The sequence below is a fragment of the Amycolatopsis rifamycinica genome (assembly GCF_000695625.1).
Lineage (GTDB): Bacteria > Actinomycetota > Actinomycetes > Mycobacteriales > Pseudonocardiaceae > Amycolatopsis > Amycolatopsis rifamycinica.
This window is the reverse complement of sequence record NZ_JMQI01000066.1, coordinates 190,179-210,173: the sequence shown is the minus strand read 5'-3', so window position 1 is coordinate 210,173 and position 19,995 is coordinate 190,179. Positions and strand designations below refer to the sequence as shown.

Annotated in this window: 23 protein-coding genes; 7 read left to right on the top strand and 16 right to left on the bottom strand. The window is 74.3% G+C overall.

Features of this window, described 5'->3' with window-relative positions:
- Positions 1-81: 81 nt before the first annotated feature.
- Positions 82-897, bottom strand: a complete 816-nt coding sequence (locus DV20_RS32485; protein WP_051736226.1) for a glycoside hydrolase family 5 protein — start codon at positions 895-897, stop codon at positions 82-84.
- A 69-nt stretch (positions 898-966) separates the two neighbouring features.
- Between DV20_RS32485 and DV20_RS32480 the strand changes: the two genes are divergently transcribed.
- Positions 967-1,704: a GAF domain-containing protein gene (locus DV20_RS32480; protein WP_043786893.1), complete on the top strand. Its 738-nt coding sequence runs from the start codon at positions 967-969 to the stop codon at positions 1,702-1,704.
- A gap of 4 nt (positions 1,705-1,708) precedes the next feature.
- A complete protein-coding gene (locus tag DV20_RS32475) occupies positions 1,709-3,118 on the top strand; it encodes a PP2C family protein-serine/threonine phosphatase (protein ID WP_043786891.1) in 1,410 nt (469 codons plus the stop codon).
- Positions 3,119-3,124: 6 nt separating this feature from the next.
- On the opposite strand, the gene DV20_RS32470 is transcribed toward DV20_RS32475, so the two are convergent.
- Positions 3,125-3,520, bottom strand: coding sequence for an STAS domain-containing protein (locus DV20_RS32470; protein WP_043786890.1), 396 nt, complete (start codon positions 3,518-3,520; stop codon positions 3,125-3,127).
- 102 nt (positions 3,521-3,622) lie between these two features.
- A complete protein-coding gene (locus tag DV20_RS32465; RefSeq protein ID WP_043786889.1) occupies positions 3,623-4,399 on the bottom strand; it encodes an ANTAR domain-containing protein in 777 nt (258 codons plus the stop codon).
- 276 nt (positions 4,400-4,675) lie between these two features.
- On the opposite strand from DV20_RS32465, the gene DV20_RS32460 reads away from it, so the two are divergent.
- Entirely contained in the window at positions 4,676-5,617 is a 942-nt protein-coding gene (locus tag DV20_RS32460) for a PfkB family carbohydrate kinase (protein WP_235191042.1), read from the top strand.
- Positions 5,618-5,622: 5 nt separating this feature from the next.
- Here the strand turns inward: DV20_RS32460 and ligD are convergent, their stop codons facing one another.
- From ligD to DV20_RS32440, 6 genes are all read right to left on the bottom strand, one after another.
- Positions 5,623-7,200, bottom strand: a complete 1,578-nt coding sequence (gene ligD, locus DV20_RS32455) for a non-homologous end-joining DNA ligase (protein WP_043786887.1) — start codon at positions 7,198-7,200, stop codon at positions 5,623-5,625.
- Between the two features lie 17 nt (positions 7,201-7,217).
- Positions 7,218-7,352 (bottom strand): hypothetical protein, encoded by a 135-nt coding sequence (locus DV20_RS47075; RefSeq protein WP_268747458.1) that lies wholly within the window; start codon positions 7,350-7,352, stop codon positions 7,218-7,220.
- Between the two features lie 5 nt (positions 7,353-7,357).
- The gene (locus tag DV20_RS32450) at positions 7,358-7,912 is read right to left on the bottom strand and encodes a hemerythrin domain-containing protein (protein WP_043786886.1); all 555 of its coding nucleotides are present in this window, start codon (positions 7,910-7,912) and stop codon (positions 7,358-7,360) included.
- A 67-nt stretch (positions 7,913-7,979) separates the two neighbouring features.
- Positions 7,980-8,156 (bottom strand): hypothetical protein, encoded by a 177-nt coding sequence (locus tag DV20_RS45675; protein WP_160169770.1) that lies wholly within the window; start codon positions 8,154-8,156, stop codon positions 7,980-7,982.
- Complete coding sequence (locus tag DV20_RS32445; protein ID WP_043786884.1) at positions 8,156-8,344, bottom strand: hypothetical protein; 189 nt, start codon at positions 8,342-8,344, stop codon at positions 8,156-8,158. Before DV20_RS32445 ends, DV20_RS45675 begins: the two co-directional genes overlap by 1 nt.
- A gap of 101 nt (positions 8,345-8,445) precedes the next feature.
- Complete coding sequence (locus tag DV20_RS32440) at positions 8,446-10,005, bottom strand: glycoside hydrolase family 13 protein (protein WP_051736225.1); 1,560 nt, start codon at positions 10,003-10,005, stop codon at positions 8,446-8,448.
- Between the two features lie 25 nt (positions 10,006-10,030).
- Here DV20_RS32440 and DV20_RS32435 point away from each other — a divergent pair, with 25 nt between their 5' ends.
- The gene (locus tag DV20_RS32435; protein WP_043786882.1) at positions 10,031-10,825 is read left to right on the top strand and encodes a class I SAM-dependent methyltransferase; all 795 of its coding nucleotides are present in this window, start codon (positions 10,031-10,033) and stop codon (positions 10,823-10,825) included.
- Here DV20_RS32435 and DV20_RS32430 read toward each other — a convergent pair.
- Genes DV20_RS32430 through DV20_RS32410 form a run of 5 tightly spaced genes read right to left on the bottom strand, consistent with a single transcriptional unit; the run spans position 10,809 to position 16,866 of the window.
- Positions 10,809-11,174 carry a hypothetical protein gene (locus DV20_RS32430; RefSeq protein ID WP_043786881.1) on the bottom strand — a complete coding sequence of 122 codons (366 nt, stop codon included), beginning with the start codon at positions 11,172-11,174 and terminating at the stop codon, positions 10,809-10,811. The genes DV20_RS32435 and DV20_RS32430 overlap by 17 nt on opposite strands.
- Positions 11,175-11,182: 8 nt before the next feature.
- Entirely contained in the window at positions 11,183-14,656 is a 3,474-nt protein-coding gene (locus DV20_RS32425; RefSeq protein ID WP_043786880.1) for a WXG100 family type VII secretion target, read from the bottom strand.
- The gene (locus DV20_RS32420) at positions 14,656-14,973 is read right to left on the bottom strand and encodes a hypothetical protein (protein ID WP_043786878.1); all 318 of its coding nucleotides are present in this window, start codon (positions 14,971-14,973) and stop codon (positions 14,656-14,658) included. The genes DV20_RS32425 and DV20_RS32420 overlap by 1 nt, the downstream gene beginning before the upstream one ends.
- Positions 14,970-15,245: an acyl carrier protein gene (locus DV20_RS32415; protein ID WP_043786876.1), complete on the bottom strand. Its 276-nt coding sequence runs from the start codon at positions 15,243-15,245 to the stop codon at positions 14,970-14,972. Before DV20_RS32415 ends, DV20_RS32420 begins: the two co-directional genes overlap by 4 nt.
- The gene (locus DV20_RS32410) at positions 15,226-16,866 is read right to left on the bottom strand and encodes a fatty acyl-AMP ligase (protein ID WP_043786875.1); all 1,641 of its coding nucleotides are present in this window, start codon (positions 16,864-16,866) and stop codon (positions 15,226-15,228) included. The genes DV20_RS32415 and DV20_RS32410 overlap by 20 nt, the downstream gene beginning before the upstream one ends.
- A 69-nt stretch (positions 16,867-16,935) precedes the next feature.
- Between DV20_RS32410 and DV20_RS32405 the strand changes: the two genes are divergently transcribed.
- The gene (locus DV20_RS32405; protein ID WP_043786874.1) at positions 16,936-17,415 is read left to right on the top strand and encodes a DUF2087 domain-containing protein; all 480 of its coding nucleotides are present in this window, start codon (positions 16,936-16,938) and stop codon (positions 17,413-17,415) included.
- Here the strand turns inward: DV20_RS32405 and DV20_RS32400 are convergent.
- A complete protein-coding gene (locus DV20_RS32400) occupies positions 17,379-18,347 on the bottom strand; it encodes a sigma-70 family RNA polymerase sigma factor (protein WP_043786915.1) in 969 nt (322 codons plus the stop codon). The genes DV20_RS32405 and DV20_RS32400 overlap by 37 nt on opposite strands.
- A gap of 79 nt (positions 18,348-18,426) precedes the next feature.
- Entirely contained in the window at positions 18,427-18,942 is a 516-nt protein-coding gene (locus tag DV20_RS32395) for a bifunctional nuclease family protein (protein ID WP_043786873.1), read from the bottom strand.
- 161 nt (positions 18,943-19,103) lie between these two features.
- Here DV20_RS32395 and DV20_RS32390 point away from each other — a divergent pair, with 161 nt between their 5' ends.
- Both DV20_RS32390 and DV20_RS46795 read left to right on the top strand, forming a co-directional pair.
- Positions 19,104-19,577, top strand: coding sequence for an SRPBCC family protein (locus DV20_RS32390; RefSeq protein ID WP_043786872.1), 474 nt, complete (start codon positions 19,104-19,106; stop codon positions 19,575-19,577).
- Positions 19,578-19,623: 46 nt separating this feature from the next.
- Entirely contained in the window at positions 19,624-19,986 is a 363-nt protein-coding gene (locus DV20_RS46795) for an MFS transporter (protein WP_051736224.1), read from the top strand.
- Positions 19,987-19,995 lie beyond the last annotated feature (9 nt).

Below are 19,995 nucleotides of genomic sequence, written 5' to 3'. Positions count from 1 at the left end.
CCCGCCGCAACGGCTCGCGCCACGCGCCCCGCTCGAGGTCGAAGGCGCCGAAATCCGTGCCGAACTCCCAGTAGGCCCAGCTCATGCCGAGGCGCTCGGCTCGGCCCGGACGCACGCCGTCCACCGCGCGCGGGAGAGCATGTCCGCCTCGGCGTAGGCACCGAACTCCCCGATGAACAGCGGAAGCCGCCGCGCCCGCCCCCAGGCCGCGGCCCCGGCGAGATCGGCGCGGACGGCGTCCTCGTCGGCGGCGCCGCCCCAGGTGCGGCCGAGCCGGCGCCCGGCCCCGGCCACCCAGCCGGCGCCTTGGTGGGTGAACTCGAACGGGGCGTAGTAGTGGATCGTGGCGACCAGGTTGCCGTCGTCGGGCACGGCGAGCGCGGAGAGCGCGTCGAGGCCGTTCATCCCGGCGGGCCCGATGATCACGGTACGTCCCGGGTCGGCCGCCCGGACGACGGCGAGGGCCTCCGCCAGTACGGCGTTCCACCGGGACGGTGTGAGCCGGCCGCGGGGTTCGTTGAGCAGTTCGAAGCAGAGCCGTTCCGGGTGGCCGGCGTAGCGGACCGCGATCTGCCGCCAGAGGGCGAGGAAGCGCGGAAGCTGCTCGTCCGGCGCGGCGCAGAGCTCGTGGTGGTGGTGGACGTTCAGCACCACCCGCAGACCGCGGTCGAGCGCCGCGCCCACGGCCGCGTCAACGCGGCGGAAGAGCGCCGGATCGATCGCGTACGGCGGCGCGGCCCCGGCGTGCGCCGGCCAGCGGACCGGCAGGCGGACGGTGGCGAAGCCGGCCTCGGCCACCTCGTCGAAGTACCGCTCCTCGAGCGGCAGCTCCGGACCGCCGCCCAGCGCGTCGAGCGCGTTGCCGAAGTTGATTCCCCGCCCCAGCCTCCGGTGCACCGTGCCTCCCGGGCCAACATAGCGGTCCGGACGGGTTTACCGGCGACCCCGGATTGGTAATCACCCGCCATGTCGTCGGAACAGGCCTCGCCGGGCGCCTTGCCGCTGGACGGTGAGCTGGCCGTGGTCGCCGCCCGGATGTCCGGGCTGCTGCTGTCGCGCGAATCCGTGGACTCGGTGCTGGAGCTGATCGTGTCGCTGGCCGGGACGACGATCCCCGCCGCGACCGGGGCGGGGGTGACCCTCGTCGACGCCGAGGGCGGCTTCGTCACGACGAGCGCGTCGGGCCCGCTGGTGCGCGAGGCCGACACCCTGCAGTACGACCTGGGCGAAGGCCCCTGCATGACCGCGCTGGCCGCGGGTTCGCCGCAGCGGGTCGACGACATCACCACCGAACGGCGGTGGACCGGGTGGTGCGCCGCGGTCGCCGGCTCGGGCCTGCGTTCGGTCATCACCGCCCCGATGGTCACGGAGGAAGGCTGCCACGGCGCCATCAAGATCTACGCGACGACGCCGGGGGCCTTCGGGCCCAGCGACGAGCGGACGCTGGAGACCTTCGCCGACCGCGCCGCGGTCCTCGTCGCCAACGCGCGGGCCTACGAACGAGCCGGGCGGTTCAGCGAGCAGTTCCGGGACACCGTCCGCGACCGGGATCTGATCGCCATGGCGAAGGGCTTCCTCATGGGCCGGGACGGCCTCCGTGAGGACGCCGCCTTCGACCACCTGCTGGCGTTGGCCCGCACCCGCGGCACCAGCCCCGCCGAAGCCGCCGCCCACCTCGTCGGCCCCGCGCCGCGGGAAGGGTGAGCGCATGCGTTTCCTGCCCGAGGAGGAACAGCGACGGCTGAGCGCCGCCTGCTTCGCCCGGAGCGACCTGACGCTGGAACAGCTGTGGATGCGGTACTTCGCGCTCGGCGGCAGTCTGAGCCTGCTGGAGCTGGACGCCTACCTCAATGGGCTGGTCCCGCTGCCCCGGGTCGACCGGGACATGCTCGCCCACGCCGTCAACGAGCGGCTCGACGAGGTGACCGGCCCCGCCCGCGCGCCCTACAGCCACTCGGCGCAGGACGCGAAGCCCTTGCACGGCCCCCTGAAGGCGCTCGTCGACCTGCTCGACGGCGCTCACCGCGCCCCACCCGAGCGGCTGCCGGCTGTCGTCACCGAAGCGGGCCGCGCGCTCGACCTGACCATCAACGTCTACCTGGCCGACTACGACCAGCGCACACTCGTGCCCCTGCGGCCGGGAGCGGCGGAACTCGACATCGAGACCACCGTCGGCGGCGAGGTGTTCCGCAGCTCCGGGACCACCCTGACCCGCGACGGCACGCTGTGGACGGTGCTGCTCGACGGCGTCGAGCGGCTGGGCGTCCTCGAGATCGTCCCGGCCGACGGCACCGACCCGGAGGATCCGGCGCTGCGGGAGCAGTGCCGGTGGCTGGCCGCGCTGCTCGGGCACCTCGTCACCATCACGACCAAGTACGGCGACGGCTTGGACCGCCGTCGCCGCCACCGGCGCCGCGGTTCGCCTGCCGAACTGCTGTGGCAGAGCCTGCCGCCGCTGACCGGCGCGACCGACAGCGTCGTCGTGGGCGTGAGCGTCCAGCCGGTGTACGACCTTTGCGGCACCGTGTTCGACTACGCGCTCTCGGAAAACCTCGCGCAGCTGGCCGTGTTCGACGCCGGTGTGCGGTCCCAAGAAGCGAATACCGCGGTCGTGAGCGCCCTGTCGGCCTATCGCGCGGCCCGCCACGCCGGAGCGTCCCTGGCCGAGCAGTTCGCCGCGGTCGGCGCCGAGCTCGAAGGCCGGCCGGGCGCCCCCGCCGTCGACGGTGTGGTCGCCGAACTGGACCTGGCCACCGGGGTCGTGCGCCTGTTCCGCGCCGGGCACACCGCGCCCCTGGTCGTCCGCCGCGGCGAATCGGTCCCGGTCACCGGGCCGGCGGCCCCGCGGTTCGCCTCGGCCGGCCGTCCGGCGGCGGCGGAGCTCCGGCTCGAACCGGGCGACCTGCTCGCGTTGTGCTCCCGGGGCATCGCCGAGACCGCGAACTGCGCCGGGGAGCCCTTCGGCCGGGACCGGATCACCGGGCACCTCGGGCAGCACGCCGGGGAGCTGCCCCCGGAGATCGCCCGCCGGCTGACCCGCGCCGTCCTCGACCACGGCGAGGGCGAGCTGCGGCAGGACGCCGGGGTGCTGATCACCCGCTGGGTGCCACCGCGCTGAGGCCGGTCAGCAGGCCGTGTGGTGCACTCCGGCCGCCGACAGCTCCCGCAGCGCGTCCGACAACGACGCGAACATCGGCACGACCGCCGCCAGCCCGGTGACCCGGAACAGCCGCGCCAGCGTCCGGCTGTTCGCCACCACCCCGAACCGCCGCCCCGCGGCGCCGGCCCGCTCGGCCGCCGCCGCGAGCGCCCGCGCGCCGGCCAGGCCGACGAAGGCCACCTGGGTGAGGTCGACCACGGTCGTCCCCGGTGGGGCCGAACGGAGCTCGCGCTCGAGGATCGGCAGGGTCAGCGCGTCGATTTCGCCGGCGAAGGTGAGCACCAGGAAACCGGGGCGGTACTCCGTCCGGCGCGCCGTGAGGGGCGCGGACCGGGTGGGGACCGGAAAGGCAGGGGACACGGGTTCAGTTGGCCTTCCGCGCCGGCCCGGGGCCGGCGACGCAGTGACGTGATCAAGGACGGGGTCTTGATACCCAAACGGCTGGTCCGGAAACGCTGTTCCTCACGGCGAGACGCTCGTGAAGGCCGACCAGAGCCGTTCCGCGGCGTGGTGGGCCGGGGCGCCGGGCCGGATCTCGCGGCCGCCTTCCGCCGCGGCCGTCACCTCGCCTCCGAGGTGCTCGACGAGGGCGACGGCCAGCTCGCGGACCTTGACGTTGAACTCCTGGCTGGCGCGGCGCAGCGTCTGCCAGGCCTCTTCCGGCGGGCACCGCCGGGTCGCCATGATCGCGCCTTTCGCCTGCTCGATGGCGGCGCGGGAAGCCAGCAGGTCCAGCATCTGGTCGGGGTCACCCGCGGTCGCGGTCTCGGCGACCACCAGGGTCATCTCGGTGAGCTTCGCGTAGCGCCGCAGGACGTCGAGGGTGTCCGCGCCCGGCGGCCGGTCCAGCGTGATCGACAGCACGAAAGCGCCGTCCTCGTCCCAGAACCCGGGCAGCGCGACGGCGCCGGCGATCGCTTCGACCGCCGGGCCGCCGTCGAACACGGTCTCGCGGGTCAGCTCCGGCCAGCGAGCGTCGCCGAAGAGGCGATCGGTGACGACCGGTGCGCCGGTGGCGTCCGCGACCGGAACCGGCCCGCCGTGCGCCAGCTGGGCGGGGAGAACGTGCTCGGCGACGCCCGCGGTCGCCAGCACCCGCAGCGGCCGGCCGCCGCGGGTGACGGTCAGCCCCGCGCCGAGCCACCCGGGCAGCTCGCCGGCGATCCGCTCGAGCAGCGCCTGCAGCAATTCGGCCAGCGGTCTCCAGCGATCCGCCGCGTTCATCAGTGTCTCGGTCACCGAACCTCCACCGGTCTTCGTTCCCTTGATTTACCGCAAGCCGCGGCCCTTCGCCGCGCGGCGGCGCCGGGGCTGTGGGACCGGCCACGCGGACCCCGGAACGGCACCGCCGTCCGGCGGAACGTGCTCACCCGGCTGCGCTGAGCAGCCGCCGGGGAGCTCCCTTACCCGCCGTCGGCGGGAAACCACCGACCCGAACGAGCGGTTTACCCGCCTTCGCGTCCGGGGTAGCCGATCGGTGATCCGAGGAGGCGCCATGACCCACCGGTGGTCCCGATGATGTTCAGCGAAGTCGTCGTCGCCGGGCAGATCGCCCGCGACCTGGTGATCGAGGTGCCGGACGCGCCCGACGCGGACTCTTCGGCGCCCGTGCGGCACCGGCAGGAGCTGCTCGGCGGGAAGGGCGCCAACCAGGCCGTGGCGCTGAGCCAGCTCGGGATGTCGGTGTCGCTGGTCGGCGTCGTCGGCCGCGACCGCACCGGGGACTCGCTGCTCGCGCAGGCCCGGGCCGACCGGATCGGCACCTCGCACGTGATCCGCCGGCCGGGCACCGAGACGGCGCTGCTCGTCGACGTCGTGGACGACCACGGCCGCCGCCGCTACCTCGAGCACGTCCCGGACGGCACGCTGCTGACCGAGAACGACGTCTTCGCCGCGTCCGCCCCGATTTCGGCCGCCGCCTCGCTGATCGTGCAGCTGCAGCAGCCCGCGCCGGTGGCCCTGCTGGCGGCCCGGCTCGCGCACACGGCGGGCACCCGGGTGGTGCTCGACGGGGCACCGGAGTCCGACACGCTGACGGCGGACCTGCTCGCCCTCGCCGACGTCGTACGCGCCGACGGCCACGAAGCCGAGCTGCTCACCGGGCAGCCGGTGGACGATGTCACCGCGGCCGCGCGAGCCGCGGCAGAGCTCCGGCGGCGCGGGCCGTCCCTGGTCGTGCTCGAGGTGTCCGGGCAGGGGAACCTGTTCGCCGGCCCGGAAGGGACCTGGTTCGTGCCCGACGTGGAGACCGACGTCGTCGACCCCACCGGTGCCGGGGACGCGCTCGTCGCCACCCTGACCGCGGCGCTCACCCGCCGCCGTCCGCTGGAGACGGCGGCGAGCCTGGCCGTCGCGGCCGCCGCGGCGACGACCGAGCACGCGGGGGGCCGCCCCAACCTGTCCCGCGCGGAACTCGACCGGCTGCAGCCGCGGGCGCTGGAAACCGTCCGGGCCTGAGGGGCTTACAGGCCCGGCAGCCGTTGTTCCAGGCCCAGCAGCACCGAGAACGGGTCACCGCGCTCGGCCAGGCGAGCCGGCACGTCCCGGATCGTCCACCGGTCCGGCGCGAGGTCCGGGTCGTCCAGCTCGTCCCACTCCAGCGGCACCGAGACCGGCCCGCCGGGCCGCGGCCGGACGCTGTAGGGCGCGACGAGGGTCTTGTTCAGCACGTTCTGCGTGTAGTCGAGCCGGGCGCGGCCGCGGCGCTTGTCCTTCGTCCAGGCCCAGCTGACCAGGTCGGGCAGCACCCGCCCGATCGTCCTGGACACCGTCTCCGCCCACGCGCGCGTCTGCTCGAAGGTGCAGTGCGGCGCGATCGGCACCCACACCTGGATGCCGCGCTGCCCGGTCACCTTGGGCCGGCCGGTGAGGCCGAGGTGCTCGAGCGCGGTGCGGTGCAGCCGGGCCAGCTCCAGGACCTCTTCGAACGTCGTCTCGGGGCCGGGGTCGATGTCGAACAGCACCCAGGTCGGGTGGTCGACGTCGGCGGCGCGGGAGGTCCAGGCGTGCAGCTCCAGCGCGCCGTAGTTCGCCAGCCAGGCCAGGGTCGCGACGCTGTCGGCGACGACGTACCGCTGGCTCTCCCCCGGTTCGGCGCGTTCGTTGCGCCAGGTGGTCAGCCAGTCCGGCGCGTGCCGCGGGACCTCCTTCTGCCAGAAGCCCGGTTCGGTGACGCCCTGCGGGAACCGGTGGGTGTTGAGCGGGCGGCTGGCCAGGTACGGCAGCATCGCCGGCCCGGCGGTGACGTAGTACCGGATGAGATCGCGCTTGGTGACGGGCTTCCCGCCCTCGGCGGCGGGGAAGAGCACCTTGTCCAGATTGGTCAGGGCCAGCTCGCGGCCCGCGACCGACCAGCGGCCCTTGGCGCCCAGTGCGTCGAGGGCGGCCAGTTCGTCCTCGGCCGGGGCCTGCCACCCGCCCACGGGCTCCTCGGCCTCCGCGGCCGGGCGGTCGCCGTGCCACAGGGCGTCGGGCGCGGCCGCGACCTCGTCGTTGGTGCGGCCGCTCTTCACCGAACGCGGGTGGTCTTCGGCGTCCCAGCCGGCCTGCGCGTGCTCGTCCTGCTTGTGCAGGAGGAACCACTGGTCCTTCTCGCCGCGGCTGGTGCGGACGAGGACGAACCGCCCGGCCAGCTTCTCGCCTTCGAGGTCGAAGTGCAGCGTCCCGGCCTCGATCGCGCGCGCCGGATCGGCTTCGACCGGCCGCCACACGCCGCGGTCCCAGACGATGACGTCCCCGCCGCCGTACTCGCCGCGCGGGATGACGCCCTCGAACCCGGCGTACTCGATCGGGTGATCTTCGACGTGCACGGCCAGCCGGCGGGCCTTGGGGTCCAAGGTGGGCCCCTTCGGCACCGCCCAGCTGACCAGCACGCCGTCGAGCTCGAGGCGGAAGTCGTAGTGCAGCCGGCGGGCCCGGTGCCGCTGCACCACGAACCGGTGGCCGTCCGGACCGGCCGCCCCGCCGGCCGGCTCGGCGGTACGGCCGAAGTCGCGCATCTCCTGGTAACGCCGCAGTTTGCGGGCCGGGTCTGCTGCCATGCCGCGGGAGTACCCACTCAGTCCGGTGCCGACCAGGGCGGGTTCTTCTTCGCGAGCTCTTCGTATTCGGCGACCTCTTGCGGGGTCGGGTCGGTGCCGGCCTCCTCGGCGAACTCCTCGGGGTCGGTGCGGTCCTCGTCGGGCTCGGTCATCACGCTCAGCCTCCCAGCGCGCCGCGGATGAGGTCGCGGGCCCGGTCCATGATCGCCGCGGGCGCGCCCAGCAGCAGGTTCGCCTTCGCGCTCTCGACACCGGGGTGCGGACGGGTCGGCCCGACCGCTTCGGCCACCTTCGCCGTCGCGGCCATGGCCCGCAGCCGCTCCGGCGGGCGGTGCGCCCGCAGCAGCGGGAACTCTTCGCGCTCCTCGTGCTCGGCGTGCGCGAGCACGTCTTCGCGCAGCTGGGCGAGCAGGGTGTCGAAGCCGTCGGCTTCGACACCCACCTTCTGCAGGGTGGTCAGCAGTTCCTTGGCCCGGTGCTCCTCGCCCAGCCGCGCGTCGACGACGGACTCCGCCGCGGGCTCGAGGTCCCGGATTTCGGGGTGCACGACCAGTTCTTCCGCCGTCTCGTGCACGGCCAGCAGCCGCACGAGGTCGTGGAACAGCTCCTGCCGCCGGTCGCCGTCCGCGGTCTCCAGCGCGGCGAACAGCTCGCGGATCTCCCGGTGCTGGCGCTGCAGGAACTCGATGACGTCCTCGTCGTTCTCCGCCATGGCCGTCCTCCTCCTCGGTCTCGATCTCGATCCTCGGTCGGACCCGGCGTTCCCCGTCCCGGACCGGTTACTCCTCGCGGTGGGCGACTGTGAGCCACAGCGCGCCCGCGGCGGCCAGGCCGAGGCCGGTGACGGCCCACCAGGACCACCAGCCGAAGAAGGCGACGACGAGCCCGACAGCGAGCAGCACGCCCCCGCCGACCGAAGCGGTGTCTTCGTTCCCGGGCCGTGCGGTGAACGCCATCAGCCCACCCGCCCGTCGACGGCGGCCACGACGAGCGCGGCGCACCGCGCCACGGTCTGGCCACGGTCCTGGGCCATGGCGACCAGGGCGGCGTGCGCGGCCGGCCGGCTGAGTCCCTGCGCGGCAAGGACTTCCAGCGCCAGGCCGACGACATCGGTGGCGGGCGGGGTGGCGGCGCGCAGGGGCATCGGAAGACCTCCGGCTCGATCGGCGGCGGAACGAACACGACCGGATACCCCGCCGCGCCGGGTTTCACACCCCTCATCGAACCCTTCGGAGTGGGGCCGGTTCACCTCCTGTCGAGCCACACCGCCGTGTCCGGCGGCACGCGGTCACCGTCGAGCGGCCCGCTGGCCAGCAGCACCCGTGCACCGGCGGGCAGCTCGCCCGGCTCCTCCCCCAGGTTCACCACACAGCCGAACCCCGGCTCCCGCGTGAACGCCAGCACCCCCGCCGGGGCGGGCGACCACGTCAGCGTCCCGTCCCCCAGGGCCGGGTGTTCCCGGCGCGTCGCGAGCGCCGCGCGGTACAGGCCGAGCATCGAACCCGGATCGGCCGCCTGCGCTTCGGCCGTCAGCGTTCGCCAGTGCGCCGGCTGCGGCAGCCAGGCCGGCACGCCGTTGCCGGTGAAGCCGAACGGTGGCTCCGTGCCCGACCACGGCAGCGGCACCCGGCAGCCGTCGCGGCCGCGGCGGGTGCGGCCGGATCGTTCCCAGGTCGGGTCGGCCAGCACGTCCTCCGGGAGGTCCTCGACCTCCGCCAGGCCCAGTTCCTCGCCCTGGTACAGGTAGGCGCCCCCGGGCAGGGCCAGCATCAGCAGCAGGGCCGCCCGCGCCCGCCGCGTGCCGAGCGGTCCGCCGCCGAAGCGGGTGACGTGCCGGACGACGTCGTGGTTGGACAGCACCCACGTCGCCGGGGCGCCGACGGCGTGCAGCGCCCGCAGCGTCCCGTCGATCACCTCGCGCAGCGCGGCCGGATCCCAGGCGCAGCGGAGGAAGTCGAAGTTGAACGCGGTGTGCAGCTCGTCCGGGCGGACGTACCGCGCGAGCCGGTCCGGGCGGTCGACCCACGCCTCGGCGACGAACACCCGGTCCGGGCCGAACCCGGCCGCGATCCGCCGCCACGAGCGGTAGATCTCGTGCACGCCGTCGCGGTCCCAGTGCGGGTGGCGGCTGCGGTCGGGCGGCCGCACGATCTGTTCGCCGTCGGCGCCGAGGTCGGGGAACTCCGGGTCCTTGAGCAGGCCGTGGGCGACGTCGATGCGGACGCCGTCGACCCCGCGGGCGAACCAGAACCGCAGCAGGTCCGCGAAGTCGGCGCGGACCTCCGGGTGCTCCCAGTCGAGGTCCGGCTGTTCCGGGGCGAACAGGTGCAGGTACCACTCGCCGTCCGGCACGCGGGTCCAGGCGGGCCCGCCGAAGACGCTGCGCCAGTCGTTCGGCGGCCCGTCGCCGCGCCCGGGCCGGAAGTGGTAGCGCGCGCGTTCGGGCGAGCCGGGACCGGCGGCCAGTGCGGCGCGGAACCACCGGTGCCGGTCGGAGGTGTGGTTCGGGACGACGTCGATCACGACGCGCAGCCCGAGCCGGTGCGCCTCGGTGATCAGCGCGACGGCGTCGTCGTCGGTGCCGAACAGCGGGTCCACGGACCGGTGGTCCTCGACGTCGTAGCCGCCGTCGACCATCGGCGAGCGGTACCACGGCGTGGTCCACACGGCGTCGACCCCCAGCTCGGCCAGGTAGCCGAGGCGGGCGCGGAGACCGGCGAGATCGCCGGTGCCGTCGCCGTCCGCGTCGGCGAAGCTGCGGACGTAGACCTCGTAGACCACGGCATCACGCCACCAGTCGTCCATGAACCCGAGTATCTACGCTGGGGCCGTGACCGACGCGTGGGAATGGGACCCGTCCCTCTATTCGGGCAGCGCGCGGTACTACGCACGCGGCCGGGTGGCCTATCCCGCCGAACTCCCCGCGGCCTTCGCCGCCGAGCTCGGGCTGGACGGTTCGGGACGGCTGCTCGACGTCGGCTGCGGCCCGGGGTCGCTGACGTTGCCGCTGGCCGGGCTGTTCGAGGAAGCCGTCGGGCTCGACGCCGACGAGGACATGCTCGCCGAAGCGGCCCGGCTCGCGGCGGACGGGGGTATCGGCCGCTGCCGGTGGGTGCACCGGCGCGCCGAGGACCTGCCCGCCGGGCTGGGCCGGTTCCGGCTGGTCACCTTCGCGCAGTCGTTCCACTGGTTCGACCGGCCCCGCGTCGCCGCCGCGGTGCACGGGATGCTGACGCCGGAGGGGGCGTGTGCCCACGTGCACGCGTCGACGCACGAGAGCGTGCACCCGGTGATCGCGGACCTGGTGCGCGAGTACCTCGGCCCGGAGCGGCGCGCGGGCCGCGGTTCGCTGCCGGACGGCCTCCCCAGCGGCGAAGCGGAGGTCTACCGCGCGGCGGGTTTCGCCGGCCCGCGGCGGTTCACGGTGCCGGGGCGGGAGGTGACCCGCACGGTCGACGAGGTCGTCGCGGGGGTGTTCTCGCTGTCGAGCTCGGCACCGCACCTGTTCGGCGAACGGCGGGCCGGGTTCGAGGCGGAGCTGCGGCGGCGGCTCGCCCCGGCGGAGACGTTCACCGTGCGGTTGCCCGAGATCGCCGTCGACCTGTGGTTCACCAGGGGTTGTTGAAGTCCTCGTCGTCTTCGACGGCGGCACGCGGCCGGCGCGCGGCCCGCGGCTCGTCCCGCACCGGCCGCGGCGCCGGTTCGAACCCGCCCGGGCCGGGATAGGCCTCCGCGTCGAAGGCGGAGGCCGGCTCGGCGTGCGACCGGTCGGTGCTCCAGCCGGACTTCGTCTTGCGCTGGGCCATCTCGCGGACGTGCTGGACGTACCGTTCGGCCGCCTGGACCTGCTTGGTCATGTACTCGTGGGAGCGGGCCTTGATCTCCTCCCCCTGCTGTTCGCGCAGGGTACGGCGATCGGCCTGTTCGCGGACGAGGCTGTCGAGTTCGGCCTTCATCCCGGCGATGTCGGTCATGCGTCCTCCTACCAGGTCCGCACGGACGGCGGGTCTTCGTCGTCGAGCGAGCCGATGATCCGCCGCCCGGGCTCACCGAGGTTGTCGAAGACGGCGCCTTCGATCCGGTAGGCCGGCGCCCGGCGTTCGGTGTCGCCGCCCCCGCCCTGGGCCCCGCCCATGGCACCCATGCCGGGCATCCCGGCCATCGACGAGCCGGGTGCGCCGGCCGTTCCGGACGCCCCGGCCGCCGCCGCGAACGCGGGCTGGGCCTGCCCGGGACCGGCGCCGGTGTGGGCCCCGCCGGAGACGGGGGATTCGCCGAGCCCGGCACCGGCCGGGTCGAAGCCCGCCCCGGCGAAGCCGGGACCACCGTGCGAGCCGCCGAGGCCGGCCGCCGAGGGGGCGGCGTGGGAACCACCGCCGGGGGAACCGTCGCCGCCGGGGTGGCCGCCCGGGTCGCCGGGGCCGCCGCCGTGGGAGCCGGCGCCGTGGCCGCTGTGGTCCGAGCCGCCGTGCGAACCGGCGCCGTGATCGGAGCTACCGCTGTGGTCTGAGCCGCCGTGGGAGCCGGCGCCGTGATCGGAGCCGGCGCCGTGCGAGCCGTCCGCGCCGCCGGGGCCGTCCGGGCTGTCACCGACGTGCGATGCGAAGTCCTGGAGGGTGCCTCGGTGCGTCGGAAGGTCGTCCAGCCGCTTCTCGGGGGTGGTGCCGAGGGCGTCAGCGGGCTTGTCGTCCTCGCCGAGGGTGTAGGTCGTCGGAGTGCCCTTGCCGTCGTCGACCGTGACCACCGTCGGGCCGTCCGGGCCGTCGGGACGCTCCGCGGTGATCTCGAGGCCGCCGTCGCGGATGTGGATCTTGCCGTCCGCACCCGGGCGGTACGTGTCGGTGTCCGTCCCCTGTGGACCGTCGGTGGCCTTGCCGTCCGCGGACCAGTCGAGCTTGAAGTCCTTCGGATCGCCGGGCCCGTCGCCGACCTTGATGTCCATCTTGCCGTCGTGGTCCGGCTCGGTCATCTCGAAGGTCTTGTCGCCTTGCTTGACCTTCAGGACATCCGGATCGTCGTCGCCGAGCAGGCTGCCGGGCTTGTCGCCGGACTCCGTCTCGATGCCGGGGCCGCCGAAGTCCTTCAACGCATCCGCGGCCTTTTTCTTCGCCTCTTCCGCGGCCTGCTCGGCCGTGGCCTTGCCGTCCTCGCCCGAGCCGGTACCGCCGTCGCTGCCACCGGCGCCCGCGCCGTCGCCGGAGTCCGTCTCGATGCCCGGGCCGCTGAACTCCTTCAACGCGTCCGCGGCCTTCTCCTTCGCCTCTTCCGCAGCCTGCTCAGCCGCCGCCTTACCATCCTCACCCGAGCCCGTGTCGCCGCCACCGCCACCCAGACCGCCGGCGCCGGACTCCGTCTGGATGCCCGGGCCGCTGAACTCCTTCAGCGCGTCCGCGGCCTTCTTCTTCGCCTCTTGCGCAGCCTGCTCGGCCGCCGCCTTGCCGTCTTCACCCGCGCCCGTGTCGCCGCCACCACCACCCAGGCCGCCCGCGCCTGCGCCCGACTCCGTCTCGATGCCCGGGCCGCTGAACTCCTTCAACGCGTCCGCGGCCTTCTTCTTCGCCGCCTCGGCCGCCGCGGCCGCGGCGTCCTGGCCGCTGTCGGACGGTGGTGGTACCGAAGACGGGGTCGTGCCGTCGGGTCCCGCGTCCGGGCCACCAGCCGAACCGCCGCCCGAACCACCGGCCGAGCCGAGGCCGGCGCCGGCGCCGGATTCGGTCTGGATGCCCGGGCCGCTGAACTGGTTCAGGGCGTCCGAGGCCTGCTTCTTCGCGGCCTCGGCGGCCTGCGCCGCCTGTTGCTTGGCCGCCTCCGCGGCCTGCTGCTTGGCCGCCTCCGCCGCGGCCGCCCCGTCGTCCTGGCCCCCCGACGAGCCGGAGCCACCGCCCGAAGCGCCGCCACCGGACGACGCGGACCCCTCCGGGATCGGCGGCACCGAACCGCCGCCGCCCGCGCCCGAGCCACTGCCCGAGCCCGAGCCGCTGCTGCCCGAGCCACTGCCGGCGCCCGCGCCGCTCGGCAGGTCGATGCCCGAACCGCCGCCGGCGCCCGAACCCCCGACCGGCGCACCGGACCCCGAACTCGTCTCGGGAATCGACGGCACCGCACCACCGGCGCCCCCGGCCCCGGAGCCCGCACCACCGGAACCCGAACCACCCGAACCGGAGCCGCCCCCGAACCCGGAGCCGCCGGCACCCGAACCACCGGGCCCACCGCCGGAGCCGCCGGCCGTCCCGGAGCCGCCCGAGCCCGCACCTGCGCCGCCGCCCGCACCGCCCGTCCCGGAGCCGCCAGGCAGCGAAACGCCCTCGAACTCGTTCCGGATGCCGCCCATGACCTTGTCGAGCGCGTCATAGGCCTGGTCGACCAGGTCCTTCGTGTCCTTGCAGGTCTTCACGAACCCCTGGTACAGCCGGTCCCACATGTCCGGGTTGAACTGGTTCTGCACCCACTGCTTGGCCAGGTCCTGGCCGTGCTTCTTGATCTCGTCGCCGTCGCAGCAGCCCTGGTCGTTGAGCGTGTTGACCAGGTTGGTCCCGAAGTTCAGGTCCATCCAGCCCGCGATCTGGGCCAGGTCCTGCTCGTTGCCGTGTTCGCCGTTGGCGACGGCGACGACCTTCTGCGCCATCGTGTAGTCGGCCTTGCCGACCAGGTCGGTGTACATCCCGATGACCGCGTCGGCCTTGCCCTTGCACAGCTGGAACACCGTCGTGGCGGTGTTCAGCGTCGCCTCGCTCGCGGCGGCCAGCGTCTGGGACAGCTTCGCGGCCTTCGGCTGGATCTTGTCGTTGTAGGTGTCCGACGCGGCGTCGGCACCGGCGCCGCTCCAGCTCTGGTACAGCGTGCCCAGCTGCGAGCCGGTGTCCTGGAGCGTCCGGTCCACCGTTTCCGAACCGCGCTTGAAGTGCCCGGCGTCGGCGACGAAGTCCGCGAAGCTGATCCCGCGCTGTTCGTCGAACGGGGTGCGGATGTCCTTGTCGAGGTCGAGCGCACGGGTGTTGCCGCGGCAGTCGGCCGGGATCTTCGCCAGCAGCGACCCGAACGTCTCGAACAGCTTGAGCGCGGGCGCGGCGGCGTCGAAGATCTCGTCGGACGTCTTGGTCCCGCTGGTGCTGTCCGCCGCGGGCGGCTGCGTCTCGTCGAGCTTCTTCTTGCCGTCGTCGACGGCCTTCTTCTCCTGGTCCTCGTTGTAGCTGTTCTGGTCACCGCTCTTCTTGGCCTTGTCGTAGGCCTCGTCGACCGACTGGCCGGCGAAGAGCGGGTTCGCGCCGTACGCCTGCGCGTACTTGCCGGCCTCCGCCCGCTTCTGCTTGATCTCGTCGGGCTCCTGGTCGGCCAGGAACGGCGGCGGTGGCGGGTTTTCCCGCAGCCAGCTGCTGATCAGCGCGCTCTTCTGCGCCGCAGGCACGCTCGGGTCGTCGAGCAGCGCCTTGACGTCGGACCACTTCTTCTCGGCCATCAGAGCGAGCCCCCGGCGTTCGTGATCGCGCCCGCCTGGCTGTCCTCGTTGGCGCTGTAGCTCGAACCGGCGGTGCCGAGGTTCGTGCCGAAGGAGCCCAGCGTGCTGCTGTAGCCGGAAACCGCGGCCCACAACGCCTGCGCGCCGGCGGTGTACTTGGTCGCGTGGGCGCCGTGCGCCCGGCCGAACTTCTCCGCCGTCACCTGCGGTGTCTGCAGGTCCGGGTTGTCGTCCAGCAGGTGCTCCGCCAGGTCCCCGATGGTCTTGGACGCCGCCGACAACGCCTCGGTCGTCGCGGTGTACCCCCCGCCGCTCATTTCCGCGCCTCTCCTGAAGATCCTCGAGTTGCCCGTGCTTCCGCGAGCACGCCGGCCACGGACGCCACGTCGGTGAACCGGTCGAGCCGGTCCAGGTCGATCGTCACCCCGTAATAGATCTCCAGCGCCGCCAGCAGCTTGATCCGGCCCTTCGAGTCGATGCCCAGCTCCTCCAGGGGCGCGTCGGGCTCGACGAGAGCCGGGTCGAGCCGGAAGGTGTCGCAGACGACCTTCGTGACCTCGGCGCGGTGATCACCCACGGTCGCCACCATAACGTGCTTTCGCGGCCGACCGGGCGACCTTGCCGCTCGATGTGCGCGGAAGTCCACCGGAAGGGACCAGACGTACCGCGCGCAGCGTGAGCCCGTGTTCCCGCGACACCGCGCGCAGCACCGCGCGGGTCACCTCCCGGTCGTCGGCGTCGGCGCCGCGCGCCCGCTCGGCCACCACCACCGCGCCCTCGCCGTCTTCGTCGGTGACGCCGAACGCGGCGACGCGGTCGCGGCGGACCGCGGGGTGGGCCTCGGCGGCCGCCGCTTCGATGTCCTGCGGGTGGAAGTTGCGGCCGTCGACGACGATGAGGTCCTTGAGCCGCCCGGTGACGTACAGGTCGCCGCGGTGCACGACGCCGAGGTCGCCGGTGCGCAGCCAGCCGGCGAGGCCGTCGAGTTCGGCGCCGAAGACGGTGGCGTCGCCGCGGCCCCAGTAGCCGTCGGCGACGTTCGGGCCGTGCACCCAGATCTCGCCGACCCGGCCTTCGGGCTGCTCCCGGCCGTCCCGGACGATCCGGACCAGCTGCCCGACCGGACGCCCGACCGACACGAGTTCCTGCCCGCCCGCGGTTTCCACGGCCCGGCCCTGCGCGAGGGCTTCACGGTCGAACACCGCCCCGCGCGGCCCTTCCTCGCCCGCGCTCGCGACGTACACGGTGGCTTCGGCGAGCCCGTACGACGGCCGGTGCGCCTCACGCCGGAAGCCGCGGGGCCCGAAGACCTCGTGGAAGCGCTCGATCGTGCGCGGCCGGACGGGTTCGCTGCCGTTGAGCGCGACCCGGACGTCCGACAGGTCGAGGTCTTCCCCGGTGTCGGCGTCGGCGGCGAGGTCGTAGGCGAAGTTCGGCGCGGCGGTGAACACGGCGGGGTGGTCCGCCAGCTGCCGCAGCCACCTCGCCGGGCGGTGCACGAACTCGGCCGGCGCCATGAACACCGACCGCCCGCCGGAGAAGACCGGCAGGCACAACAGCTGGATCAGGCCCATGTCGTGGAAGAACGGGATCCAGCCGGCGCAGGTGGTGCCCTCGTCGACGGCGTAGGCGAGGCTGCCCTGCCAGCAGGCGGCGACGATCGCGCGGTGCGGGATCACCGCGCCGGCCGGCTCCCGGGTCGAGCCGGACGTGTACTGCAGGTACGCGGGGCTGTCCGGCGTCACCGGCACCGGATCGGCGCCGGGCCCGGTGAGCTCGTCGACCACCACGACGGGCTCGTGCGCGGGCAGCCCGGCCGCCGCGGCCGCCGACGTCAGCCACACCCGCGCGCTCGCGTCGGCCAGGACGCCGGCGAGCCGGTCCGCCTGCGCGGGGTTCGCGGGCACCATCAGCGGAACGGCGACCAGGCCGGCGGCCAGCGCGCCGAAGAACGCCAGCGGGTAGGCGAGGTCCTGGCCGGCGAGGATCGCGACGCGCTCCCCCGGCCCGGCCACCCGGCGCAGCTCGCCCGCCACCACGCGGACGCGGGCGGCGAACTCCGCCCAGGTGAGGGTGTGCTCGACGCCGCGAGCGTGGTCCTGGTGGGTGAACAGCGGACGGTCGTCGCCGTCACGGGCGAACAGCCGCTCGACGATCGAGGTGCGCAGCACCGCGTCGGGCACGGTCACCGGCACGGTCGGACGGGGCACGCCGGGCAACCTACCGGCCCGCGGAAACCGGGTTCACCCCCGGGGCGAGCGCGGGTACGGTCGCAGACCATGGCCGTACCGGAAGCGCTGGTCTCCGCTCTCGCGGACGAAGACCGGCTGCAGCTGTTCGCCCGCATCTGCACCGCCCCCGACGGGCTCGACGCGTCCCACGCTCCGGCCAAGCTCGCGAAGCGGCTGGTCGGCGCGGGACTCGTCACCGAGGCCGGGGGCCGGTACCGGGCGGTGCCTTCGGTGTTCCGCGACGCGCTCGTCAAGGCCCCGGTCGATCCGCTCGACGCGCTCTTCCGCCACGGACGGCTCGTGTCGATCCCGCACTCGGGCAAGCGGCGGCAGCTGCTGCTGGCGTACCTGGCCGAGCGCTTCGAACCGGGCCGCCTGTACACCGAGCAGGACGTCCGCGAGAAGCTGTCGATGGTCCACGACGACCACGCGACGCTCCGCCGCTACCTCGTCGACGAAGGTCTCCTCCAGCGCAGCAACGACGGCGGCGCCTACGGCCGCCCCTCGGAAGCCCGCGCCGCCGGCTGAGCCGCCGGGAGGCCGAACGGCGCCAGCACGGCGGGGTCGGCGAACACGACGTTGTGCGCCACCCGTCCGCCGCGCACGGTGAACGCCTGCAGGGTGTGCAGGCGGTACACCCCGGCGTCGTCGCGGCAGTACGCCACCAGCGCGGGCTGCCCGTTGGCGGCCGTGCGGGTCATGCGCCACTCCGGGCCGCGCATCCCGAACAGCCGCGCCAGGAAGCGGCCGTAGTCGTCGCGGCCGCGGAACCACAGCGGCACCGGCGGCATCTCCAGCACAACGTCGTCGGTGAGCAGCTCGACCAGCCCGGCGACGTCCGCGCGTTCGAACGCGCGGACGTAGCGGTCCAGAACGGCCTCGACCGCGGCGTCGTCCGGTTCGGGCACCTCGTCCGCCGACAGGCCGCCGAGCCCGGCGCGGGCGCGCTGCAGGGCGCTGTTGACCGCGGCCGGAGTCGTGCCGAGGAAGCCGGCCACCTCCGCCGCGCTGAACTCCAGGACGTCCCGCAGGATCAGCACCGCGCGCTGCTTCGGCGGCAGGGTCTGCATCGCCGCGAGCAGCGCCAGCCGGAGCGTGCCGCGGCGGGCCAGGCGGCGGCCCGGGTCGTCGAGGCGGGCGTCCGGGAACGGGTGCAGCCAGGGGATCTCGAACGACGGCGTCAGTGGTGCGTGCGGGTCGTCGCCCGGGCCGCCCAGCCCGGACGGCAGCGGCCGCCGGGCGCGCCCGGCCAGGGCGGTGAGGCAGGCGTTGGTCGCGATGCGGTAGAGCCAGGTGCGCACCGAGGCGCGGGCCGGGTCGTAGCCCTCCCACGCTTTCCACGCGCGGACCAGCGTCTCCTGCACCAGGTCCTCGGCTTCGTGGACCGAGCCGAGCATGCGGTAGCAGTGCGCGAGCAGCTCTCGCCGGTGTGGTTCGGTACGCGTCGCGAAGTCCTGCATCGTTCTCCCGTCGCCGGCGGCTTCGGTGGGTGTACCGGCGCCGCCGCCGGAATTCATCGCCGGCGGGAGAGCGATCTTCCTACAGGTCGTCGAAGTCCTCGGGCCGCAGGTCCTCGAGCTCGGCGCGGAACCGCTCGACCTCGGCTTCGGCGTCCAGCACGTCGGTGGCCGGGCCCTCGGTCTCCTGCTCGACCTCGAGCTGCACGGACGCGACGTCCAGCACCTCTTCGGCGACCCGGATGGGCGCGCCCTGGCGCAGGCCGAGCGCGACCGCGTCGCTCGGGCGGGCCGACACGCGGGTGCCCGAGGCGAGCACGAGGTCGGCGTAGAAGATGCCGTCCCGCACCTCGGTCAGCTCGACCGCGGCGAGCCCCTGGCCGAACGCCGCGAGCACGTCGCCGAGCAGCTCGATCGTGCCCGGGCGCGGCTGCTCGATCTGTTCCCGCGCGCGCACCAGCGCCTCGGCCTCGCCGTACCCGATCATGATCGCCAGCCAGCGTCGCGCCCCTTCCGGTTCGCGCAGCAGCATCAAGGGCGCCTCACCGGGCACCGGGACGGCCATCCCCACCACTTCGATCGGGATCACGCTGACCACCGCACCCTCCGTGTCGCGGGACTCCTCCGCGCGCGTAGTACCCACAACGCCGGGTTCGCAACCCCCTCCGGCGGCCGGGTTCTCCGAGGTGGGCTCTTCTCGGCTGCGGACTCCGCCCCGGTGCCTTGCCCGGACGCGGCGGGCGCTGTCACCGTCGGAGCGTGGAACCGACGATTTCGCGCAGTGTGACCGTCTCCGCCGGCCCGGACACGGTGTGGTCGTGGGTCACCGACCTGCCGCGGATGGGCGAGCTGAGCCCGGAGAACGTCGGCGGCCACTGGCTGGACGGCACCGGGCCCGCCCTCGGCGCGCGGTTCCGCGGCCGCAACCGCAACGGCGAGCTGCGGTGGTGGACGCGGGTGCGGGTGGTCGCCTTCGAGCCGGGGCGCCGGTTCGCCTTCGACGTGCGCACGCCGTTCGGGTCGCGCGTCTCGCGGTGGGAGTACGTGCTGGCGCCGGCCGCGGACGGCTGCGTCGTCACCGAGAACTGGTACCGGATCGGCAGCTGGGTGGTGCGGAAGTTCATGGGCCCGCGGGTCACCGGCCGCGCCGACCGGCCCGGGTACAACGTCCGGTCGATCGAGCACACCCTCGCGGCGCTGAAGGCTCGCGCCGAGGAGCGCGCCGCCGCCTGAGCCTTCCCCGGCATCCGGGCCGCGTTCCCGGGCGACCCTGTCGTGGGTGCTCAACGGCTACACGGCGCTGTTCGCCACCTGCCTCGCCCCGGCCGGGCGGCTCGCCGACCGCTACGGCCGCCGGCGGCTGTTCCTCGCCGGTGTGGCGGTGTTCACCGTGGCCTCGGCCGCCTGTGCGGCGGCGCCGTCGATCGGCCTGCTCGTCGCCTTCCGCGCGGTGCAGGCGATCGGCGCCGCGCTCGTCATGCCGACGTCACTGGCGCTGCTGCTGACGGCGTTCCCGCCGCACCGGCGTCCGGCCGACCCGATCCTGGTGGCCGGGCTGTCACTGGCGCCGGGACCGCTGGTGGCGGTGGTGCCGGTGTCCGTCCTTGGCGGCCGCTTCGTGCACCGCTTCGGGCCGGGCTGATCCTGCCGA

Coding starts and splice junctions, on each gene's coding strand:
- DV20_RS32480 (WP_043786893.1), top strand. CDS start 967: ATGTCGTCGGAACAGGCCTCGCCGGGCGCCTTGCCGCTGGACGGTGAG.
- DV20_RS32475 (WP_043786891.1), top strand. CDS start 1,709: ATGCGTTTCCTGCCCGAGGAGGAACAGCGACGGCTGAGCGCCGCCTGC.
- DV20_RS32460 (WP_235191042.1), top strand. CDS start 4,676: ATGATGTTCAGCGAAGTCGTCGTCGCCGGGCAGATCGCCCGCGACCTG.
- ligD (WP_043786887.1), bottom strand. CDS start 7,200: ATGGCAGCAGACCCGGCCCGCAAACTGCGGCGTTACCAGGAGATGCGC.
- DV20_RS47075 (WP_268747458.1), bottom strand. CDS start 7,352: ATGACCGAGCCCGACGAGGACCGCACCGACCCCGAGGAGTTCGCCGAG.
- DV20_RS32450 (WP_043786886.1), bottom strand. CDS start 7,912: ATGGCGGAGAACGACGAGGACGTCATCGAGTTCCTGCAGCGCCAGCAC.
- DV20_RS45675 (WP_160169770.1), bottom strand. CDS start 8,156: ATGGCGTTCACCGCACGGCCCGGGAACGAAGACACCGCTTCGGTCGGC.
- DV20_RS32445 (WP_043786884.1), bottom strand. CDS start 8,344: ATGCCCCTGCGCGCCGCCACCCCGCCCGCCACCGATGTCGTCGGCCTG.
- DV20_RS32440 (WP_051736225.1), bottom strand. CDS start 10,005: ATGGACGACTGGTGGCGTGATGCCGTGGTCTACGAGGTCTACGTCCGC.
- DV20_RS32430 (WP_043786881.1), bottom strand. CDS start 11,174: ATGACCGACATCGCCGGGATGAAGGCCGAACTCGACAGCCTCGTCCGC.
- DV20_RS32425 (WP_043786880.1), bottom strand. CDS start 14,656: ATGGCCGAGAAGAAGTGGTCCGACGTCAAGGCGCTGCTCGACGACCCG.
- DV20_RS32420 (WP_043786878.1), bottom strand. CDS start 14,973: ATGAGCGGCGGGGGGTACACCGCGACGACCGAGGCGTTGTCGGCGGCG.
- DV20_RS32415 (WP_043786876.1), bottom strand. CDS start 15,245: ATGGTGGCGACCGTGGGTGATCACCGCGCCGAGGTCACGAAGGTCGTC.
- DV20_RS32405 (WP_043786874.1), top strand. CDS start 16,936: ATGGCCGTACCGGAAGCGCTGGTCTCCGCTCTCGCGGACGAAGACCGG.
- DV20_RS32400 (WP_043786915.1), bottom strand. CDS start 18,347: ATGCAGGACTTCGCGACGCGTACCGAACCACACCGGCGAGAGCTGCTC.